This is a genomic window from Serratia sp. JSRIV004, assembly GCF_019968705.1.
GTDB lineage: Bacteria > Pseudomonadota > Gammaproteobacteria > Enterobacterales > Enterobacteriaceae > Chania > Chania fonticola_B.
In genome coordinates, this window is sequence record NZ_CP074141.1 from 1 (window position 1) to 15,960 (window position 15,960).

The following is a 15,960-nucleotide window of genomic DNA, read 5'->3' on the forward strand; positions in this document are numbered from 1 at the left end:
ATAGCACATAATGTGAGTGACAAGTAAAACAAAGTGATTACGCTACAATTGAAATAACGAACAAATTTATGATTCATATTCTTTTCACCTTTGCCTATTTTAAATGACTACCATGTTTTGTGCCACTTCAATCAGATTAATATTGTAAGAGCTTTGTCACTTTTCCTTTTCATACCTATATCCTTGTGACTTTCATGGGTTATATAGCCAATTATTACATTGACCCTATATAACTTTAATCATCAAAAAGGTGGCCATGAGCACGTGGAAGAGCGTTTACGGCAATAGATTCAGCAAAATCTTCAAGCATAGGATCAGCTTTCCATGCATTCACAAGCATTAGTAATGTTGGCTTTTCATTTTTCTGACAAACATCAATAATTATTTCTTTAGCGCGTAAATATTTATCTCCCGATAATTTACTATCGGATATCTCGTGCATGATATTCATTATAACTTGTGGTTCATTACGAAGCTCAGCAATAGGATTTAAAATATTATCGTTTCCTTTTAATTGCTCGCGTGTTAAAACGGTTATTTTATCTTTCATAATTCCTCCATGATTACCCTATTAAGGCTTTTGCCTTTGCACGAACATCCGACAGTACCGACGCAGGTACCTGTCCCTTTTTTGTTGCATTACGTTCTTTCCAATCCAGGCTCTTAACTTGATCGGCAAGGACTGCACTCTCACGTTCACCAGGGACAATGACTTCAAAAGGATACCCTTTGATTTTGGTTGTCATCGGGCAGCACAGCATTAACCCAATCCGCCCGTTGTATACAGCGGGACTGAGCACTAAAGCAGGGCGATGGCCCGCTTGTTCATGCCCTGCCTGGGGATCAAACTCTAACCAGACAATATCACCGGCGTCAGGAACATAACCTTTAACCATCACAGTGCCTCTTTGCCAACAGGCTCACCAAACGACACTGCCTGGTGAATATTCTCGTCAGTCACGCCTGCCAGCAAGCCGTCTAGTGAATAGACCTTGGCTCGCACCGGTACAATGACGATACGCCCTTCTTCGACACTCACCTCAACGGTATCATCCACGTTGAGCGACGCTGCTTTCATGACGGCGACAGGAAGACGGACTGACGGGCTGTTACCCCATTTTTTAACCACAACTTGAGACATAATCCCCTCCTTATCAGTTGCAATGTATCTACACTGTATAAACAATAATCAAATCACCGTTAGATGTCAACAATGTTGATACATGGATTTCCGACTTCAACAGAGGACGGAAAGGACGATCCCGGAAGGGCAGAGAACGTAAAGGCGGTCCCAACGGAGCTGGCATGTCATGGTGCAATCCCAACATTCCATCTGTAGGTGTCAGGGCCATCCTCCCCCTTTATTGCATCAGCCACAATCTGATCATAGCGTTCTCCAGCCAGCTCTCTAACCATTTGATCCAAGACCCATTGCAAATGATGCATTTCATCAGTTCCGCCATAAAGGCAGGCTAGTTCGATAGCTCGATCTATTCTTGTTTGGTCTTCTGTCATACTATATTCCTATGGTATAAGGGGGGGGGAAGTCCAATGAAACGGAAACGTACGCTAGGCTTCAATCTAATGATTTCAGACCTAGCCCTGCATTATCCCGGTCTTTCTCTTCCAGTTCAGCAATCACTGCGGGAAAAGCAGATCTCGCCGATGACCTTTACGCATCGAGCCAGGTGGTCTGCACTGGCGAGATCACGGCCAGCACCGAGAGCCAGTTCACCAGGAGGTGTTTGTCGCGATAATACCCAGATGATTTATCCAGATAAACATGATTGAAAAAACGCTCCCCCCACAACAGTGGACCTAACATGATAGGTAATGCTAACAGGTTGATGCCTGTTAATACCGCCACTGCTATATAGGTCCAAAACATGTTGCCTGGTTTCATTCTTTCACTTGCCCGAGTTTCCCTAGCGACACTAACATTTCAATCATCGCTGATGTCATGCCAAACATTCCTGCAAAAAAAGCGACTATCGCCAGCCCCGTCATTGGATAAAAGAAAATATCGAAAAATAATGACCTCGACTGAGGAATAATATCCAGATATATGAATACAGGTGAACAGACAATCCCCAATACTGCAAGTAAACAAGCGATTAAAATAACTCTCCATAGGCCAACAAGAGCAAATATGAGCGGTTTTTGACTTGTAGATCCATAAAACGTTACTTGTCGAAATATAGCTATTATCAGTTCTTTGTTCATCTCAACATCCCTTTGCTTGAAATTAATGAATACTGCTTGCTAAGATACGCAACCTTGTTCGTAACAAATCGGCGTCCAGGCAATTGATATCATTCATCATGAACTTTAATGACAACGCCGTTATCGCTAGTTGCACCACGCGGGGTGGAGCTGTATTTTCATAACGAACGTAAGAACGTAGAGAAATACCAAACTCGTCAGCTGCCTGTGCCTGAGTCCATTTCAACCCTTTTCGCCACATTTTTAGCTCAAAACCTGTCATGTACGTTCCAACTAACCACTAAATTTACACAGTAAATATATGCCATATTGGCAAATTAATAAACAAAAAAAGAGCCATTTTGGCACATTTTTACATCTGGAAACTCATAGCCTAACGTTTCTAATCCTGTCGATGTTGGCCAGCTAGGACCCCATGAATCAAGCGTTGTGTGAACCTTCCGAGAACTGCAGAGAACGGAAACGACCAATCTGGTACGAGGGAGAAGATCTCATCCATACGGATTGGTGGTTTCCGACCACCTCAGTGTGAATCATTGAAAAAGTGTTTATGCAGAATGTAGCGGATAGCGTTCTCATCCACCCGTCCCTGGTCGTTTGAGTTTATCCCAAATCGGAGATCCCACTGGCCATCATTCCAAAAAATCAATAAATCATCACGCTCACTGCTTTCATTTCTAGGTGTTTCCCAGCGCATAGCAATCATGTCAAAACTGTCATCGCAAGGTAATAAACTTAACTTTTCTCCTGACGAATTTGCGATGATGCTATAGCACAAATCAATGGGGATATATTTATTATCAACCGGCTTTTTACATGTTTCAGTTGCTCTTAAACAGGTCAACATGCCCCAACTGCTTGATTTAACCACTTGCTCAACCAGTAACACCAAAAAAAGATACCGCATTTGATGTTTGCGTATTTCATTATTTTCAGCCTCCTTCAGTTTAAATTTTTCTTCCATCTTGGATAAAAACAACTCTGAATACCTTTTACACTCACTCTCATATATACTCATCAGCAACCTCTTATACAGCCATTATTGATTGATAACTTAAATCAAAAGCGCTTTCACTAGAATACAGTCATTATATTAGCATCATATTAACTGATACTAATAGATTCGAACGTAGACCGCTTGGTCTCAGTCGGTAAGGCAAACAACTACGCATCAAAAATGTCTAGTTGTTTGTTTTTACATTTTACTTTACATGTCTTTTTATTAGCAGGGTTAATATACTGATTATTAATTCCTTTTTATTTTCTTAAACTCATTAACGATATTTTTAATCGCTACTTCTGTAGGTAAACGTTCCATCGAGCTTGCCCCGTAAAAACCGTGGCAGTCAGGACAATGGGACAGTATATAGGCTGCGTCATCTGGCTCTGCAATAGGTCCTCCGTGACACAGCACGATCACATCCTCTCGTACTGCTTTTGCAGCTGCGGCGCAAGCATTGATCACAGGGACGCAAGACTCTAAATTCTGTGCGGTATCTGCTCCAATATCGCCCCCAGTGGTCAACCCCATATGCACCACAATGACATCAGCACCAGCTTCAGTCATGGCAACTGCATCTTGCTCGTTAAATACATACGGTGTGGTCAGCATCCCTTTTTCATGAGCCTGACGGATCATATCTACCTCCAGACCATAACCCATTCCTGTCTCTTCCAAATTTTTACGGAAGTTTCCATCAATCAGGCCAACGGTCGGAAAGTTTTGAACACCTGTAAATCCCTGCGCTTTCAGTTCTTCCAGGAAATGAGGAATATTGCAAAAGGGATCTGTTCCACAAACGCCAGCCAGTACGGGCGTTTCTTTTACTACTGGCAGCACTTCATTACCCATTTCACGCACAATCTTGTTGGCGTTACCGTACGGCATTAACCCCGCCAGCGAACCACGCCCAGCCATTCTGAAGCGACCACTGTTATAGATTACAATCAAATCGACTCCGCCAGCTTCTTCACATCGTGCGGATAGGCCCGTTCCTGCCCCGGCACCGATAATCGGTTCCTGACGCAGGACTTTCAGTTGCAGCTTTTCTTTTACTATATTGTAGTTTTTCATAAGGATTTCCCTGGTGTTGAATCATAAGCTGTTCCCTGGTGTTGCATTACATTCTGGAACTGCTCAATTACAAGCGAACAAAACTCAGGTGCATTGATGTGGTGAGACGTTCTGATAATTTGGCGTTGTGCCGTCGGGATCACCGTAGATTCCAATCCTTCTGCAAAAGCTTGTCTTGCATTCGGATCGAAGAATGGCTGTCCAGGGGCATCTAACGCTGAAAATCCGCCTTCTGGGATGATGAAACGTACCGGCCCATTACATAGATTGAGCTTATTGCCAATCCAAACACCCAGCTGGTAGTTTTCCTCTGGTGTTGTGCGCATCAGTGTCACCTGAGCGTTATGCTCTACAAATTGTCGATGAGCATAACGCTCAGGTATGCTGTTCCTTTCGCTGAAATTTACCATATCGAGAGCTCCGGCACTCCCTACCCATGGCGTCTGCGTCTGCGCAATACAATCGAGGCGTGTTTCATTACAGGTTCTGTCGCATTAACGGGCACAGGCCAGCCAAAGTGGGTGTTGCCGATTATTTAGGCAGCCAACAGATAAAATTGTTCCGCAGGTGACAATACCTCACTTTCCGGATGCTGATATTGTCCTTTGCGTATCATGTGGATCAATTCGATGCCCGCCAAAAGCCCCTGTGCCCGTCGAAACGATTTGAATCCCAGCATCGGTCTTATCCGGCGTTTGATATTGCGGTGATCTTGCTCAACCAGATTGTTTAGGTACTTACTTTGCCTCACTGTAATCGTTTCCTCATCGGGTTTGTCGGCGTTGAGCGTGGCCAAAGCCGCTGTGTTGGCCCCACTTTTATCGATAGTGACCCCCTCGGGTTCGCCGTGATGACGTATGGCCTTGCGGAAGAAGCGCAATGCGGCGGCGGCATCACGTTTGGCAGTGAGCAGAAAGTCGATTGTCTGGCCTGATGTGTCAACAGCCCGGTACAGATACTTCCACTGCCCGTTCATTTTGATGTAAGTTTCATCCATTCGCCATCGACGACCCACCGAACGTTTATGCCGGCGGAATGCCTTGTCCAACAACGGCACCAGACGGATAACCCAGCGATGCAGTGTGGCATGGTCAACAGCAATGCCGCGTTCAGCCATCATTTCCTCGAGATTGCGCAAGCTAAGGGCATAAGCCAGATACCAACGAACACATTGCGCGATGATATCGATGGGATAATGCAAGCGTTTAAAGGCATTCCTGATCAGAGACATTAATAGGCAACATTACAAAAAAAAACAGCATATTACCTGACGCCGCCTTAACGCGACAGAGCCAAATTATATATATCAATACACTATGGTGATATTCTGTTACTCATTGATGGAGCACATTAAAAAATGTTGTTTATTTCACAATCTCACATGTCGTGATATCTGAAACTGCATTTATTGGTCTGAAATGGGTTATCTACTGTCGTTTTTTGCCTGTTTTGATACTACGTGGTGTCAAAACCAAATTTTGGCACTTCTCCGGGCGAATTTTTCGCAGAATGAAGCACCGAACTTACCAACAAACTTACAAATTAACGGAAATATCAAAAAAATGATATTCTATTTAATTCATAAAGATAGATATCAAGCTTGGGACCTTGGGGGCAAATGGGCGAGAAACGCCATAATGGAATTTCTCAGGTTCAAGGCGTCATCCCCATGTTGAGCGAAATCTGGATCCGTGGTTACCGCTCTGTGCGCAAGCTCACTATGCCCCTTGGCAGGATCAATCTGGTTCAGGGGGCCAACGGCTGCGGCAAGAGCAACCTCTACAACGCCATCCACCTGCTCGCGAGCGCCGCTAGTGGTGAGCTGGCCCGCGCCATCTGTGCCGAATGAGGGATCCACCAAACCATATGGGCAGGAGGCCTGCGTCCTGACGATCGTGCCGATGCGCCCAAACGCATCATCCTCGGTATGCAGGCCAAGCAGTTTGGCTACGAGTTGCAGATAGGCTTGCCCCCGCCGCCGGTCAGCCCGTATTTCGGCTTCGATCCCGAGATCAAGCAGGAGGAGGCGTGGCTGGGGGAGCGACGCTCCCCCTCAAACCTGTTACTCATGCGGCGTAATCAGGCGGTCAAGGTGCTTGGTATCGATGGGGACAACGTGGACTATACCCCCGGTATGTTGCCCCACGAGTCGGTGTTCGGGCATCTTGCGGAGCCTGAGCGCTATCCCGAGATTGCCAGATTGCGCCACCTTATCAACCAGTGGCGCTTCTATCATCACTTCGATATCGCCTCCGGCTCGCCCCTACGCATTCCCCAGCCTTGCATCAGAACCCCGGTTCTGAGCCATGACGGGGGGGATCTCGCGGCGGCCTTTGCCACTATCGTCGACATTGGGGATGTCGAATTGCTGCACGGCATCCTCGCCCGTGCCTTTCCCGATGCCCGTTTCCACGTGAGCAACAGCGAAGCGGGACTCGAGATGATGATGACGCGTGAGGGGCTGCGGCGACCGCTGCGGGCCCGTGAGCTCTCCGATGGCACCTTGCGTTTTCTCTGCCTGACCGTGGCACTGCTCAGTCCGCGTCCGGCACCCTTGGTCGTGTTGAACGAGCCGGAAAGCAGCCTACATCCCGATATGCTGCCGGCGCTCGGTCAGCTGATTGGCGAGGCGTCGCGTTACTCTCAGCTCTGGGTGACGACTCACAGTCCGGTGCTGGCACAGGCGATTGAAGCCCATGCATCGTGCCGTTATATCCCGTTGCAACTGATTAACGGGGAGACCTGCCTACATGATCCGACGCGCCGTGAGTGGCGATTTGACGAGAACTAGCCAAGGCGTGTTGTCCGGCAAGGTCGTAAGTCTCTCCAAAACGGGTTAATGACGGATCTGCGCCAGCTCATCGGCAGTGAGACCCGTGGCGTTCATTACCGTCGCCAAATCAAGGCCACTGTCGAGCAGCGAACGGGCGATCTTCAGTGCGGCTTCGCGCTCGCCTTCCTGCCGCCCTTTCTCGATGCCCTTTTCGATGCCCTTTTCGATGCCGAGCTGGAGGCCTTCCAGGCGGCCTTTCTCGAGCCCTTTTTGCTCCAGTTTTTGTGCAATCGTCATAAGTACCTCTTCGTGCTGTGGCGCGCGGCGGGCCAGTTCTCGGATAAAAGCCTCCGGGGCGGCCGTATCGCCAACCTGCAGCATGTAATTCATCAATGATGCCAGTTGATCACTCGTAGTGTATCCGGCCAGCAGCAAAGTGACCAGTTGTTCCATCAGTTCAAACAGATCGCGCTGTCGGATGTGTTTCTGCAGCAGCGTCAGCGCCGCCATGCTGCGGTGGCCCATAATCTCTTCGTCGGGGATGACTGTCACATCAACCAGCGGAAACGCTGCGGTGTACAGTTTTTCCGCCAGCACGGGAGCATCAAATTCCTGCAGCCAGTTGGTCGAGTACGGATAAGGGCTGCGTTTACCGGTATAGAACAGTACCGGAATGACCAGTGGCAGCTTCTTATGGCCGGCATCGAGGTGACGCTGCATGGCGGCGACCGCATAGCGTAGCAACCTGAACGCCATGTGTTTGTCCGCCGTGGATTGGTGCTCGATAAGTACCATCACGTAACCGTCAGTACCGGCGGTAGTTTTCAGGCTGTAAAGCACGTCGCTGAAATACGGGCGCAGGCTTTCTTCGACAAAGCTTCCGGACTCCAGCTTCAGCGTGCTCAGATCACAGATAGCCTGCAGCTCTGCCGGCAAGTGCAATTGCATAAAATCCCGGGCGGTATCGGGATGCGTCAGAAACTGTTTGAAGGCCAAATCATGTGGCGTAGGGGTCTTTTTCATGAGGCTATCGTAACATGTTGGTCCCCCGGCTCACTATCGCAGCGTTGGGTTTTGTCGGTACCACGGTCAGCGGAGTCCGCTGACGCCAGCCAGCAGGTTATATGCTCGCTGACGGCGACGTCATGTAGAGCCACGCCGACTTTTTGGCCGTAAAAACGCAACTGGCAGAAGCAGAAGCCTGGGCAGTTGCCAGGAACAATTCGGTATCATGTAGTTTTTCGCGGAGTAGAGTGAGCGTCATCCCAAGACGTTGATAGGATTTGGCCGCCGGGTGTGGAGTGTTGCGGTGCTATTTAAGTATCCCTGTACCGAACCGGTTCAATCCGGTACTGTTTAAGCGGCTCTGTCGCGTTAAGGCGGCGTCAGGTAATATGCTGTTTTTTTTGTAATGTTGCCTATTAATGTCTCTGATCAGGAATGCCTTTAAACGCTTGCATTATCCCATCGATATCATCGCGCAATGTGTTCGTTGGTATCTGGCTTATGCCCTTAGCTTGCGCAATCTCGAGGAAATGATGGCTGAACGCGGCATTGCTGTTGACCATGCCACACTGCATCGCTGGGTTATCCGTCTGGTGCCGTTGTTGGACAAGGCATTCCGCCGGCATAAACGTTCGGTGGGTCGTCGATGGCGAATGGATGAAACTTACATCAAAATGAACGGGCAGTGGAAGTATCTGTACCGGGCTGTTGACACATCAGGCCAGACAATCGACTTTCTGCTCACTGCCAAACGTGATGCCGCCGCCGCATTGCGCTTCTTCCGCAAGGCCATACGTCATCACGGCGAACCCGAGGGGGTCACTATCGATAAAAGTGGGGCCAACACAGCGGCTTTGGCCACGCTCAACGCCGACAAACCCGATGAGGAAACGATTACAGTGAGGCAAAGTAAGTACCTAAACAATCTGGTTGAGCAAGATCACCGCAATATCAAACGCCGGATAAGACCGATGCTGGGATTCAAATCGTTTCGACGGGCACAGGGGCTTTTGGCGGGCATCGAATTGATCCACATGATACGCAAAGGACAATATCAGCATCCGGAAAGTGAGGTATTGTCACCTGCGGAACAATTTTATCTGTTGGCTGCCTAAATAATCGGCAACACCCACTTTGGCTGGCCTGTGCCCGTTAATGCGACAGAACCCTTTAAGCCTTACTGACCTACTTTAAACGAACTGGTTTCGTTAAAGGACTTAAACAGTACCATGACCATGTTTGTTCGTGCCTACCTCCGTGCCTCAACCAGTGAACAGGACGCCCAGCGCGCCCGGGACATGCTTGAACGATTTGCCCGTGAGCATAAAATCACTATCTGTAACTATTATGCTGAAAATTAATCCGGTGCCCGCCTCGATCGTCCGGATCTGTTTCGTCTGCTGAAAGACTGCCAGCGTGGTGACGTTCTCCTCGTTGAAGATGTTGGAGAGCATGAAAAAGTGTGGGGCAATCATCGAATGAGTCTTCCGCTGGGGCTAAAATAACCAGCATCCTTTAGTCACCATGCTTGTTATCGGGGTTTGAGGGCCAATGATGTAAAAAACCACGCTAAGGAGATAATTTATTGTTTATGTTGAATGTGATGGCCCTGGTAACTATCAGGGCCGACTGCCATTGTCTCAGACTGCGTCAGAACTTCACGTTAACTTTTGCCCACAAGGTGCGGCCCGGTTCATTAACAGACGTATTCGCGGAATAGCCGAAACTGCTATTTCCAGCAAGGTTCAGGTGTTCACTGTAATCCTTGTTGAACAGGTTATCGACACCCGTGCTGACTTTGACGTACTTATTGACTTTGTACGCCGCATTCGCAGAAAAGACCGCAAAACCCGGGCTGGCGACAAAATCCTTGCCAACGACATTCCCTTCATTCTCGGCAATCCGGTTCTGGCTGCTGACCAGACGTAGCAAACCGGTACTGCTCCAGTCCCCTTTTTCCCATGACAGCCCTAGGCGGGCTTCCAGCGGTGGGATTTGTGGCAATGGTCTGCTGTCACGGGTATTTTCAGCCCACGAATAAGCCAGACTGGTCTCGGTTTTCCAACTGTCCGTCAGTTTATAACTGAAACCAGTCTCTCCCCCCATAATACGGGCATTAACGTTATCGGCTTCGCTAACGCGCGCATTGTTGGGATCATAACGGAACAGAATAAAGTCGTTAACATGCCCAACGTAGGCGGACACCCACCCGTTCAGTTTCTTGGTGCTGTACTGTGCACCTATATCCAACTGAGTGGTTTTCTCCGCTTTTACACTATTAAAGGCGCTGGTATTGCCACCAGGCCCATAGGTTGGAGAGAACAGTTCCCAATAATCAGGGAAACGCTCGGTATAACCCACACCGGCATACAGCATCAGTGGCATGTCTGCCAGCGAGTGTTCTATGCGGGCAAACCCGGCATGTAACACATCGTTGCGTCCTGCAAGGCCGGTGTCGGTAAAGTTATCTACCAACACACGATCCAGACGCGCACCGCTCACGACGTTATCTTGATCGGTGACTGTCCAGGTCAACTCACTAAAAACGCCATAATTACGGAAGCGAGCATCTTTCACCCAGCTATCGCTTTCTTTGTTACGGTGCGTGTTCTGCTGCATGTCTGCGCCGCTTTCAAGCTTGATATCACTCCACAGCCAGGTTCCCATCATGCGGCCACCGACGGTCCGGCGATCAAGTTGCATAGCCATGGGCATGCTCATATTCATGCTCGAACTGCTCGCCGTGTTCATTGAGGATGACATGTCCATAGCCGATGACGTCCCCATGCTCATTGATGAACTGTCGTGCATGGCGCCCATGGACGAACCCATGCCGCCCATTGACAGGCTGCCGGGGGTTCTCAGCGAGAAATTATCCATGATGTGATCGGCGTAGTTGTAATAAGTACTGGCTTCAAATTTGTCGAACACGTCCCCGATGTTGGACTTTTCAAAGCGCATCCCCAGGCTTTCGCGTTTGAATTGTGAACCATCCATACTGCGCCCGGCATAACGCGCTTCGCCATCGCCTTGCCCTGCGGTCAGCTCCAGCCAGGTGTCTTTATCCGGCGTCCACCCCAGTGCCATATCCGCGTTCCACTTATCCCACTGAGAAGGCACTCGCTGGTTGTTACCATCCTTGTAGTCGTCAGAACGTGATTTGTTACCGATCAAGCGCAGGTAACCTTGCTCATTCCCCAGACTGAGATCCGCATTTTGATCCCAACGATTATTTGATGCCCCGAGCAGGCTGGCATCACCCTGAATACCGGCTTTCTGAAAAGAAGGTCGCTCACGTTCGAAATGCACTGTCCCCGCAGAGTTACCCGGCCCCCAAAGCACCGTTTGCGGCCCCTTGGTCAGCGTCAGAAGATCATAACTTTCCGGTGAAATATAGGAGCTCGGTGCATCCATACGCGCGGGACAGGCTCCGAGCATTTCACTGCCGTTGGTCAAAAGGCGTAAACGCGAACCGAACATACCGCGAAAAACCGGATCGCCATTGGTTCCGCCGTTACGGATTTGAGAAAACCCCGGGATGGTTTTCAGATAATCAGACCCGTCACTGGCCGGAACCGGCTGGCGCGGTGTTTTAGGTGAAGTCACGATCGTCAGTGGAGAAATGGCCGGTGCAGTAACTACCATCACCGACACATCATCTGGGGTAGCAGCGCTATTCTGATGCTCTTCATAGCCGTCTTCAGCCTGAACAAACACGGGTAAGGTGAACATCAAAGCCATCACCGTTGCAAGCGGTGATAAAGAGAATCGAGTATTTTTCATGGTTAAAGCCTGTTTTTATCGGCCTGCCTTTCCCAAGCAGGCACTCGCTGACCACCATATGAAATGGCCAACATAAAGCGTCACAAAACGGTGAGCCTGTATCCGGCTCTGTTTCGTGCTCGGTGAATTATTGTCTTGCTGAACGGCAAAACTTAATGCAGTGAAAACAGGCTAGGCGGTGCTCGGGGCTGGTATTCGGAGTAACAAGCGGACAGTAACGGAGCAACAATGACAGGCAAAAACGGTGCCTGTGAAACAAGCCGTATCAGCCAGATAAAAGGAATGAAAACAGTCTGGATCAGCGGCAAGTGAATAAGGAGTTGACAATAGCCGCAGGCGATGTCCTCCATCGGTGAACTGCCCGGCTTTGAAACCAGGTGATGGGACATGCCCTGATCAATAGCGCAAGCAGAGCCTAAAGAAGAATGGAGATCATGCTCCATACCTGGCATGGCGTGATGCATGGCCGCCATATCAGGCATATTATTGTGTGTGCTGGTGATCGCTGCCGAACAAGGCTGACTGGCACGCTGGTGCTCCAGCGATTTCGAAATCACCGGGGCCAGGAACAGCATCAATATCGCCAGCAGAGACAGATAAATGGGGAACTGGCGGCGAGAAAGTAAAAAAAGCGATAGCAACCGAACAACCGCACTTTAAAAAAATGTTGCGCTATAGTACCGAATGAGGAAGGGGATTGTTACAAAAACTCTATTCATCTATCAAAATAAAGAAGTTGATCATGGTTCAATACGAAATCCCATCTCCAATCCTACACAAATCCGAAGGATCACCAGATGCTGTATCTGACGCTAAAAGTGGCAGAAAACCAACGTGCCCTATACGCAACTTGTAGATCCTGTCGTTCAGGTTAACCGGGACCATCACGGCGGCATATTCGGAGAAACCAAGCTTAAAGGGTTCTGTCGCATTAACGGGCACAGGCCAGCCAAAGTGGGTGTTGCCGATTATTTAGGCAGCCAACAGATAAAATTGTTCCGCAGGTGACAATACCTCACTTTCCGGATGCTGATATTGTCCTTTGCGTATCATGTGGATCAATTCGATGCCCGCCAAAAGGGTTCTGTCGCATTAACGGGCACAGGCCAGCCAAAGTGGGTGTTGCCGATTATTTAGGCAGCCAACAGATAAAATTGTTCCGCAGGTGACAATACCTCACTTTCCGGATGCTGATATTGTCCTTTGCGTATCATGTGGATCAATTCGATGCCCGCCAAAAGCCCCTGTGCCCGTCGAAACGATTTGAATCCCAGCATCGGTCTTATCCGGCGTTTGATATTGCGGTGATCTTGCTCAACCAGATTGTTTAGGTACTTACTTTGCCTCACTGTAATCGTTTCCTCATCGGGTTTGTCGGCGTTGAGCGTGGCCAAAGCCGCTGTGTTGGCCCCACTTTTATCGATAGTGACCCCCTCGGGTTCGCCGTGATGACGTATGGCCTTGCGGAAGAAGCGCAATGCGGCGGCGGCATCACGTTTGGCAGTGAGCAGAAAGTCGATTGTCTGGCCTGATGTGTCAACAGCCCGGTACAGATACTTCCACTGCCCGTTCATTTTGATGTAAGTTTCATCCATTCGCCATCGACGACCCACCGAACGTTTATGCCGGCGGAATGCCTTGTCCAACAACGGCACCAGACGGATAACCCAGCGATGCAGTGTGGCATGGTCAACAGCAATGCCGCGTTCAGCCATCATTTCCTCGAGATTGCGCAAGCTAAGGGCATAAGCCAGATACCAACGAACACATTGCGCGATGATATCGATGGGATAATGCAAGCGTTTAAAGGCATTCCTGATCAGAGACATTAATAGGCAACATTACAAAAAAAACAGCATATTACCTGACGCCGCCTTAACGCGACAGAGCCGCTTAAACAGTACCGGATTGAACCGGTTCGGTACAGGGATACTTAAATAGCACCGCAACACTCCACACCCGGCGGCCAAATCCTATCAACGTCTTGGGATGACGCTCACTCTACTCCGCGAAAAACTACATGATACCGAATTGTTCCTGGCAACTGCCCAGGCTTCTGCTTCTGCCAGTTGCGTTTTTACGGCCAAAAAGTCGGCGTGGCTCTACATGACGTCGCCGTCAGCGAGCATATAACCTGCTGGCTGGCGTCAGCGGACTCCGCTGACCGTGGTACCGACAAAACCCAACGCTGCGATAGTGAGCCGGGGGACCAACATGTTACGATAGCCTCATGAAAAAGACCCCTACGCCACATGATTTGGCCTTCAAACAGTTTCTGACGCATCCCGATACCGCCCGGGATTTTATGCAATTGCACTTGCCGGCAGAGCTGCAGGCTATCTGTGATCTGAGCACGCTGAAGCTGGAGTCCGGAAGCTTTGTCGAAGAAAGCCTGCGCCCGTATTTCAGCGACGTGCTTTACAGCCTGAAAACTACCGCCGGTACTGACGGTTACGTGATGGTACTTATCGAGCACCAATCCACGGCGGACAAACACATGGCGTTCAGGTTGCTACGCTATGCGGTCGCCGCCATGCAGCGTCACCTCGATGCCGGCCATAAGAAGCTGCCACTGGTCATTCCGGTACTGTTCTATACCGGTAAACGCAGCCCTTATCCGTACTCGACCAACTGGCTGCAGGAATTTGATGCTCCCGTGCTGGCGGAAAAACTGTACACCGCAGCGTTTCCGCTGGTTGATGTGACAGTCATCCCCGACGAAGAGATTATGGGCCACCGCAGCATGGCGGCGCTGACGCTGCTGCAGAAACACATCCGACAGCGCGATCTGTTTGAACTGATGGAACAACTGGTCACTTTGCTGCTGGCCGGATACACTACGAGTGATCAACTGGCATCATTGATGAATTACATGCTGCAGGTTGGCGATACGGCCGCCCCGGAGGCTTTTATCCGAGAACTGGCCCGCCGCGCGCCACAGCACGAAGAGGTACTTATGACGATTGCACAAAAACTGGAGCAAAAAGGGCTCGAGAAAGGCCGCCTGGAAGGCCTCCAGCTCGGCATCGAAAAGGGCATCGAAAAGGGCATCGAGAAAGGGCGGCAGGAAGGCGAGCGCGAAGCCGCACTGAAGATCGCCCGTTCGCTGCTCGACAGTGGCCTTGATTTGGCGACGGTAATGAACGCCACGGGTCTCACTGCCGATGAGCTGGCGCAGATCCGTCATTAACCCGTTTTGGAGAGACTTACGACCTTGCCGGACAACACGCCTTGGCTAGTTCTCGTCAAATCGCCACTCACGGCGCGTCGGATCATGTAGGCAGGTCTCCCCGTTAATCAGTTGCAACGGGATATAACGGCTCTGTCGCGTTAAGGCGGCGTCAGGTAATATGCTGTTTTTTTTGTAATGTTGCCTATTAATGTCTCTGATCAGGAATGCCTTTAAACGCTTGCATTATCCCATCGATATCATCGCGCAATGTGTTCGTTGGTATCTGGCTTATGCCCTTAGCTTGCGCAATCTCGAGGAAATGATGGCTGAACGCGGCATTGCTGTTGACCATGCCACACTGCATCGCTGGGTTATCCGTCTGGTGCCGTTGTTGGACAAGGCATTCCGCCGGCATAAACGTTCGGTGGGTCGTCGATGGCGAATGGATGAAACTTACATCAAAATGAACGGGCAGTGGAAGTATCTGTACCGGGCTGTTGACACATCAGGCCAGACAATCGACTTTCTGCTCACTGCCAAACGTGATGCCGCCGCCGCATTGCGCTTCTTCCGCAAGGCCATACGTCATCACGGCGAACCCGAGGGGGTCACTATCGATAAAAGTGGGGCCAACACAGCGGCTTTGGCCACGCTCAACGCCGACAAACCCGATGAGGAAACGATTACAGTGAGGCAAAGTAAGTACCTAAACAATCTGGTTGAGCAAGATCACCGCAATATCAAACGCCGGATAAGACCGATGCTGGGATTCAAATCGTTTCGACGGGCACAGGGGCTTTTGGCGGGCATCGAATTGATCCACATGATACGCAAAGGACAATATCAGCATCCGGAAAGTGAGGTATTGTCACCTGCGGAACAATTTTATCTGTTGGCTGCCTAAATAATCGGCAACACCCACTTTGGCTG

19 protein-coding genes and 3 pseudogenes are annotated in these 15,960 nt (G+C 49.7%); 6 read left to right on the forward strand and 16 right to left on the reverse strand.

Annotated features, from left to right (window positions below):
• Positions 1–235 precede the first annotated feature (235 nt).
• The 11 genes and pseudogenes from KGP21_RS28875 to KGP21_RS28925 all read right to left on the reverse strand — a co-directional run bounded on the left by KGP21_RS28875 (position 236) and on the right by KGP21_RS28925 (position 5,528).
• A complete protein-coding gene (locus KGP21_RS28875) occupies positions 236–550 on the reverse strand; it encodes a hypothetical protein (RefSeq protein ID WP_223498410.1) in 315 nt (104 codons plus the stop codon).
• Positions 551–563: 13 nt separating this feature from the next.
• A complete protein-coding gene (gene mazF, locus KGP21_RS28880) occupies positions 564–896 on the reverse strand; it encodes an endoribonuclease MazF (protein WP_223498409.1) in 333 nt (110 codons plus the stop codon).
• On the reverse strand, positions 896–1,141 hold the full coding sequence (locus KGP21_RS28885; protein ID WP_223498408.1) for an AbrB/MazE/SpoVT family DNA-binding domain-containing protein: 246 nt from the start codon (positions 1,139–1,141) through the stop codon (positions 896–898). Before KGP21_RS28885 ends, mazF begins: the two co-directional genes overlap by 1 nt.
• Positions 1,142–1,308: 167 nt before the next feature.
• Positions 1,309–1,515: a hypothetical protein gene (locus tag KGP21_RS28890; protein WP_223498407.1), complete on the reverse strand. Its 207-nt coding sequence runs from the start codon at positions 1,513–1,515 to the stop codon at positions 1,309–1,311.
• 157 nt (positions 1,516–1,672) lie between these two features.
• The gene (locus KGP21_RS28895; RefSeq protein WP_223498406.1) at positions 1,673–1,903 is read right to left on the reverse strand and encodes a hypothetical protein; all 231 of its coding nucleotides are present in this window, start codon (positions 1,901–1,903) and stop codon (positions 1,673–1,675) included.
• Positions 1,900–2,223 carry a hypothetical protein gene (locus KGP21_RS28900; protein ID WP_223498405.1) on the reverse strand — a complete coding sequence of 108 codons (324 nt, stop codon included), beginning with the start codon at positions 2,221–2,223 and terminating at the stop codon, positions 1,900–1,902. Before KGP21_RS28900 ends, KGP21_RS28895 begins: the two co-directional genes overlap by 4 nt.
• A gap of 22 nt (positions 2,224–2,245) precedes the next feature.
• A complete protein-coding gene (locus KGP21_RS28905; RefSeq protein ID WP_223498404.1) occupies positions 2,246–2,485 on the reverse strand; it encodes a helix-turn-helix domain-containing protein in 240 nt (79 codons plus the stop codon).
• Positions 2,486–2,746: 261 nt separating this feature from the next.
• Positions 2,747–3,241, reverse strand: coding sequence for a hypothetical protein (locus KGP21_RS28910; protein WP_223498403.1), 495 nt, complete (start codon positions 3,239–3,241; stop codon positions 2,747–2,749).
• A gap of 228 nt (positions 3,242–3,469) precedes the next feature.
• The gene (locus tag KGP21_RS28915; protein ID WP_223498402.1) at positions 3,470–4,297 is read right to left on the reverse strand and encodes a phosphoenolpyruvate hydrolase family protein; all 828 of its coding nucleotides are present in this window, start codon (positions 4,295–4,297) and stop codon (positions 3,470–3,472) included.
• Positions 4,294–4,770: pseudogene (locus KGP21_RS28920) on the reverse strand (Tm-1-like ATP-binding domain-containing protein); the annotation flags it as partial. The gene KGP21_RS28915 and the pseudogene KGP21_RS28920, both read right to left, overlap by 4 nt.
• A gap of 62 nt (positions 4,771–4,832) precedes the next feature.
• Positions 4,833–5,528, reverse strand: a complete 696-nt coding sequence (locus tag KGP21_RS28925) for an IS6 family transposase (RefSeq protein ID WP_223498400.1) — start codon at positions 5,526–5,528, stop codon at positions 4,833–4,835.
• A 438-nt stretch (positions 5,529–5,966) separates the two neighbouring features.
• Between KGP21_RS28925 and KGP21_RS29825 the strand changes: the two genes are divergently transcribed.
• Together KGP21_RS29825 and KGP21_RS28930 are read left to right on the forward strand one after the other, a co-directional pair.
• Complete coding sequence (locus KGP21_RS29825; protein ID WP_223498396.1) at positions 5,967–6,146, forward strand: AAA family ATPase; 180 nt, start codon at positions 5,967–5,969, stop codon at positions 6,144–6,146.
• 78 nt (positions 6,147–6,224) lie between these two features.
• Positions 6,225–7,088, forward strand: coding sequence for an AAA family ATPase (locus tag KGP21_RS28930; RefSeq protein ID WP_371824873.1), 864 nt, complete (start codon positions 6,225–6,227; stop codon positions 7,086–7,088).
• Positions 7,089–7,133: 45 nt separating this feature from the next.
• Here KGP21_RS28930 and KGP21_RS28935 read toward each other — a convergent pair whose 3' ends face one another.
• Positions 7,134–8,093, reverse strand: coding sequence for an Rpn family recombination-promoting nuclease/putative transposase (locus KGP21_RS28935; protein WP_223498399.1), 960 nt, complete (start codon positions 8,091–8,093; stop codon positions 7,134–7,136).
• Positions 8,094–8,494: 401 nt separating this feature from the next.
• On the opposite strand from KGP21_RS28935, the gene KGP21_RS28940 reads away from it, so the two are divergent.
• A complete protein-coding gene (locus KGP21_RS28940; RefSeq protein WP_223498400.1) occupies positions 8,495–9,190 on the forward strand; it encodes an IS6 family transposase in 696 nt (231 codons plus the stop codon).
• A 114-nt stretch (positions 9,191–9,304) separates the two neighbouring features.
• A pseudogene (locus KGP21_RS28945) lies at positions 9,305–9,544 on the forward strand (recombinase family protein); the annotation flags it as partial.
• 181 nt (positions 9,545–9,725) lie between these two features.
• Here KGP21_RS28945 and KGP21_RS28950 read toward each other — a convergent pair.
• The 4 genes and pseudogenes from KGP21_RS28950 to KGP21_RS28965 form a co-directional block, all read right to left on the reverse strand.
• Positions 9,726–11,858 (reverse strand): TonB-dependent receptor domain-containing protein, encoded by a 2,133-nt coding sequence (locus KGP21_RS28950; RefSeq protein ID WP_223499784.1) that lies wholly within the window; start codon positions 11,856–11,858, stop codon positions 9,726–9,728.
• 152 nt (positions 11,859–12,010) lie between these two features.
• Entirely contained in the window at positions 12,011–12,499 is a 489-nt protein-coding gene (locus KGP21_RS28955; protein WP_223499785.1) for a DUF2946 domain-containing protein, read from the reverse strand.
• A 331-nt stretch (positions 12,500–12,830) separates the two neighbouring features.
• A pseudogene (locus KGP21_RS28960) lies at positions 12,831–12,941 on the reverse strand (IS6 family transposase); the annotation flags it as partial.
• A 50-nt stretch (positions 12,942–12,991) separates the two neighbouring features.
• The gene (locus KGP21_RS28965; protein WP_223498400.1) at positions 12,992–13,687 is read right to left on the reverse strand and encodes an IS6 family transposase; all 696 of its coding nucleotides are present in this window, start codon (positions 13,685–13,687) and stop codon (positions 12,992–12,994) included.
• Positions 13,688–14,088: 401 nt separating this feature from the next.
• Here KGP21_RS28965 and KGP21_RS28970 point away from each other — a divergent pair, with 401 nt between their 5' ends.
• Together KGP21_RS28970 and KGP21_RS28975 are read left to right on the forward strand one after the other, a co-directional pair.
• Positions 14,089–15,048, forward strand: coding sequence for an Rpn family recombination-promoting nuclease/putative transposase (locus KGP21_RS28970; protein ID WP_223498399.1), 960 nt, complete (start codon positions 14,089–14,091; stop codon positions 15,046–15,048).
• 190 nt (positions 15,049–15,238) lie between these two features.
• Complete coding sequence (locus KGP21_RS28975) at positions 15,239–15,934, forward strand: IS6 family transposase (RefSeq protein WP_223498400.1); 696 nt, start codon at positions 15,239–15,241, stop codon at positions 15,932–15,934.
• Positions 15,935–15,960 lie beyond the last annotated feature (26 nt).

What these genes read in the sequence shown, in the direction of transcription:
- KGP21_RS28885 (WP_223498408.1), bottom strand. Translation starts at nt 1,141, where the DNA reads ATGTCTCAAGTTGTGGTTAAAAAATGGGGTAACAGCCCGTCAGTCCGT.
- KGP21_RS28975 (WP_223498400.1), top strand. Translation starts at nt 15,239, where the DNA reads ATGTCTCTGATCAGGAATGCCTTTAAACGCTTGCATTATCCCATCGAT.
- KGP21_RS29825 (WP_223498396.1), top strand. Translation starts at nt 5,967, where the DNA reads ATGTTGAGCGAAATCTGGATCCGTGGTTACCGCTCTGTGCGCAAGCTC.
- mazF (WP_223498409.1), bottom strand. Translation starts at nt 896, where the DNA reads ATGGTTAAAGGTTATGTTCCTGACGCCGGTGATATTGTCTGGTTAGAG.
- KGP21_RS28875 (WP_223498410.1), bottom strand. Translation starts at nt 550, where the DNA reads ATGAAAGATAAAATAACCGTTTTAACACGCGAGCAATTAAAAGGAAAC.
- KGP21_RS28925 (WP_223498400.1), bottom strand. Translation starts at nt 5,528, where the DNA reads ATGTCTCTGATCAGGAATGCCTTTAAACGCTTGCATTATCCCATCGAT.
- KGP21_RS28900 (WP_223498405.1), bottom strand. Translation starts at nt 2,223, where the DNA reads ATGAACAAAGAACTGATAATAGCTATATTTCGACAAGTAACGTTTTAT.
- KGP21_RS28910 (WP_223498403.1), bottom strand. Translation starts at nt 3,241, where the DNA reads ATGAGTATATATGAGAGTGAGTGTAAAAGGTATTCAGAGTTGTTTTTA.
- KGP21_RS28895 (WP_223498406.1), bottom strand. Translation starts at nt 1,903, where the DNA reads ATGAAACCAGGCAACATGTTTTGGACCTATATAGCAGTGGCGGTATTA.
- KGP21_RS28930 (WP_371824873.1), top strand. Translation starts at nt 6,225, where the DNA reads ATGCAGGCCAAGCAGTTTGGCTACGAGTTGCAGATAGGCTTGCCCCCG.
- KGP21_RS28950 (WP_223499784.1), bottom strand. Translation starts at nt 11,858, where the DNA reads ATGAAAAATACTCGATTCTCTTTATCACCGCTTGCAACGGTGATGGCT.
- KGP21_RS28915 (WP_223498402.1), bottom strand. Translation starts at nt 4,297, where the DNA reads ATGAAAAACTACAATATAGTAAAAGAAAAGCTGCAACTGAAAGTCCTG.
- KGP21_RS28940 (WP_223498400.1), top strand. Translation starts at nt 8,495, where the DNA reads ATGTCTCTGATCAGGAATGCCTTTAAACGCTTGCATTATCCCATCGAT.
- KGP21_RS28970 (WP_223498399.1), top strand. Translation starts at nt 14,089, where the DNA reads ATGAAAAAGACCCCTACGCCACATGATTTGGCCTTCAAACAGTTTCTG.
- KGP21_RS28890 (WP_223498407.1), bottom strand. Translation starts at nt 1,515, where the DNA reads ATGACAGAAGACCAAACAAGAATAGATCGAGCTATCGAACTAGCCTGC.
- KGP21_RS28935 (WP_223498399.1), bottom strand. Translation starts at nt 8,093, where the DNA reads ATGAAAAAGACCCCTACGCCACATGATTTGGCCTTCAAACAGTTTCTG.
- KGP21_RS28905 (WP_223498404.1), bottom strand. Translation starts at nt 2,485, where the DNA reads ATGACAGGTTTTGAGCTAAAAATGTGGCGAAAAGGGTTGAAATGGACT.
- KGP21_RS28965 (WP_223498400.1), bottom strand. Translation starts at nt 13,687, where the DNA reads ATGTCTCTGATCAGGAATGCCTTTAAACGCTTGCATTATCCCATCGAT.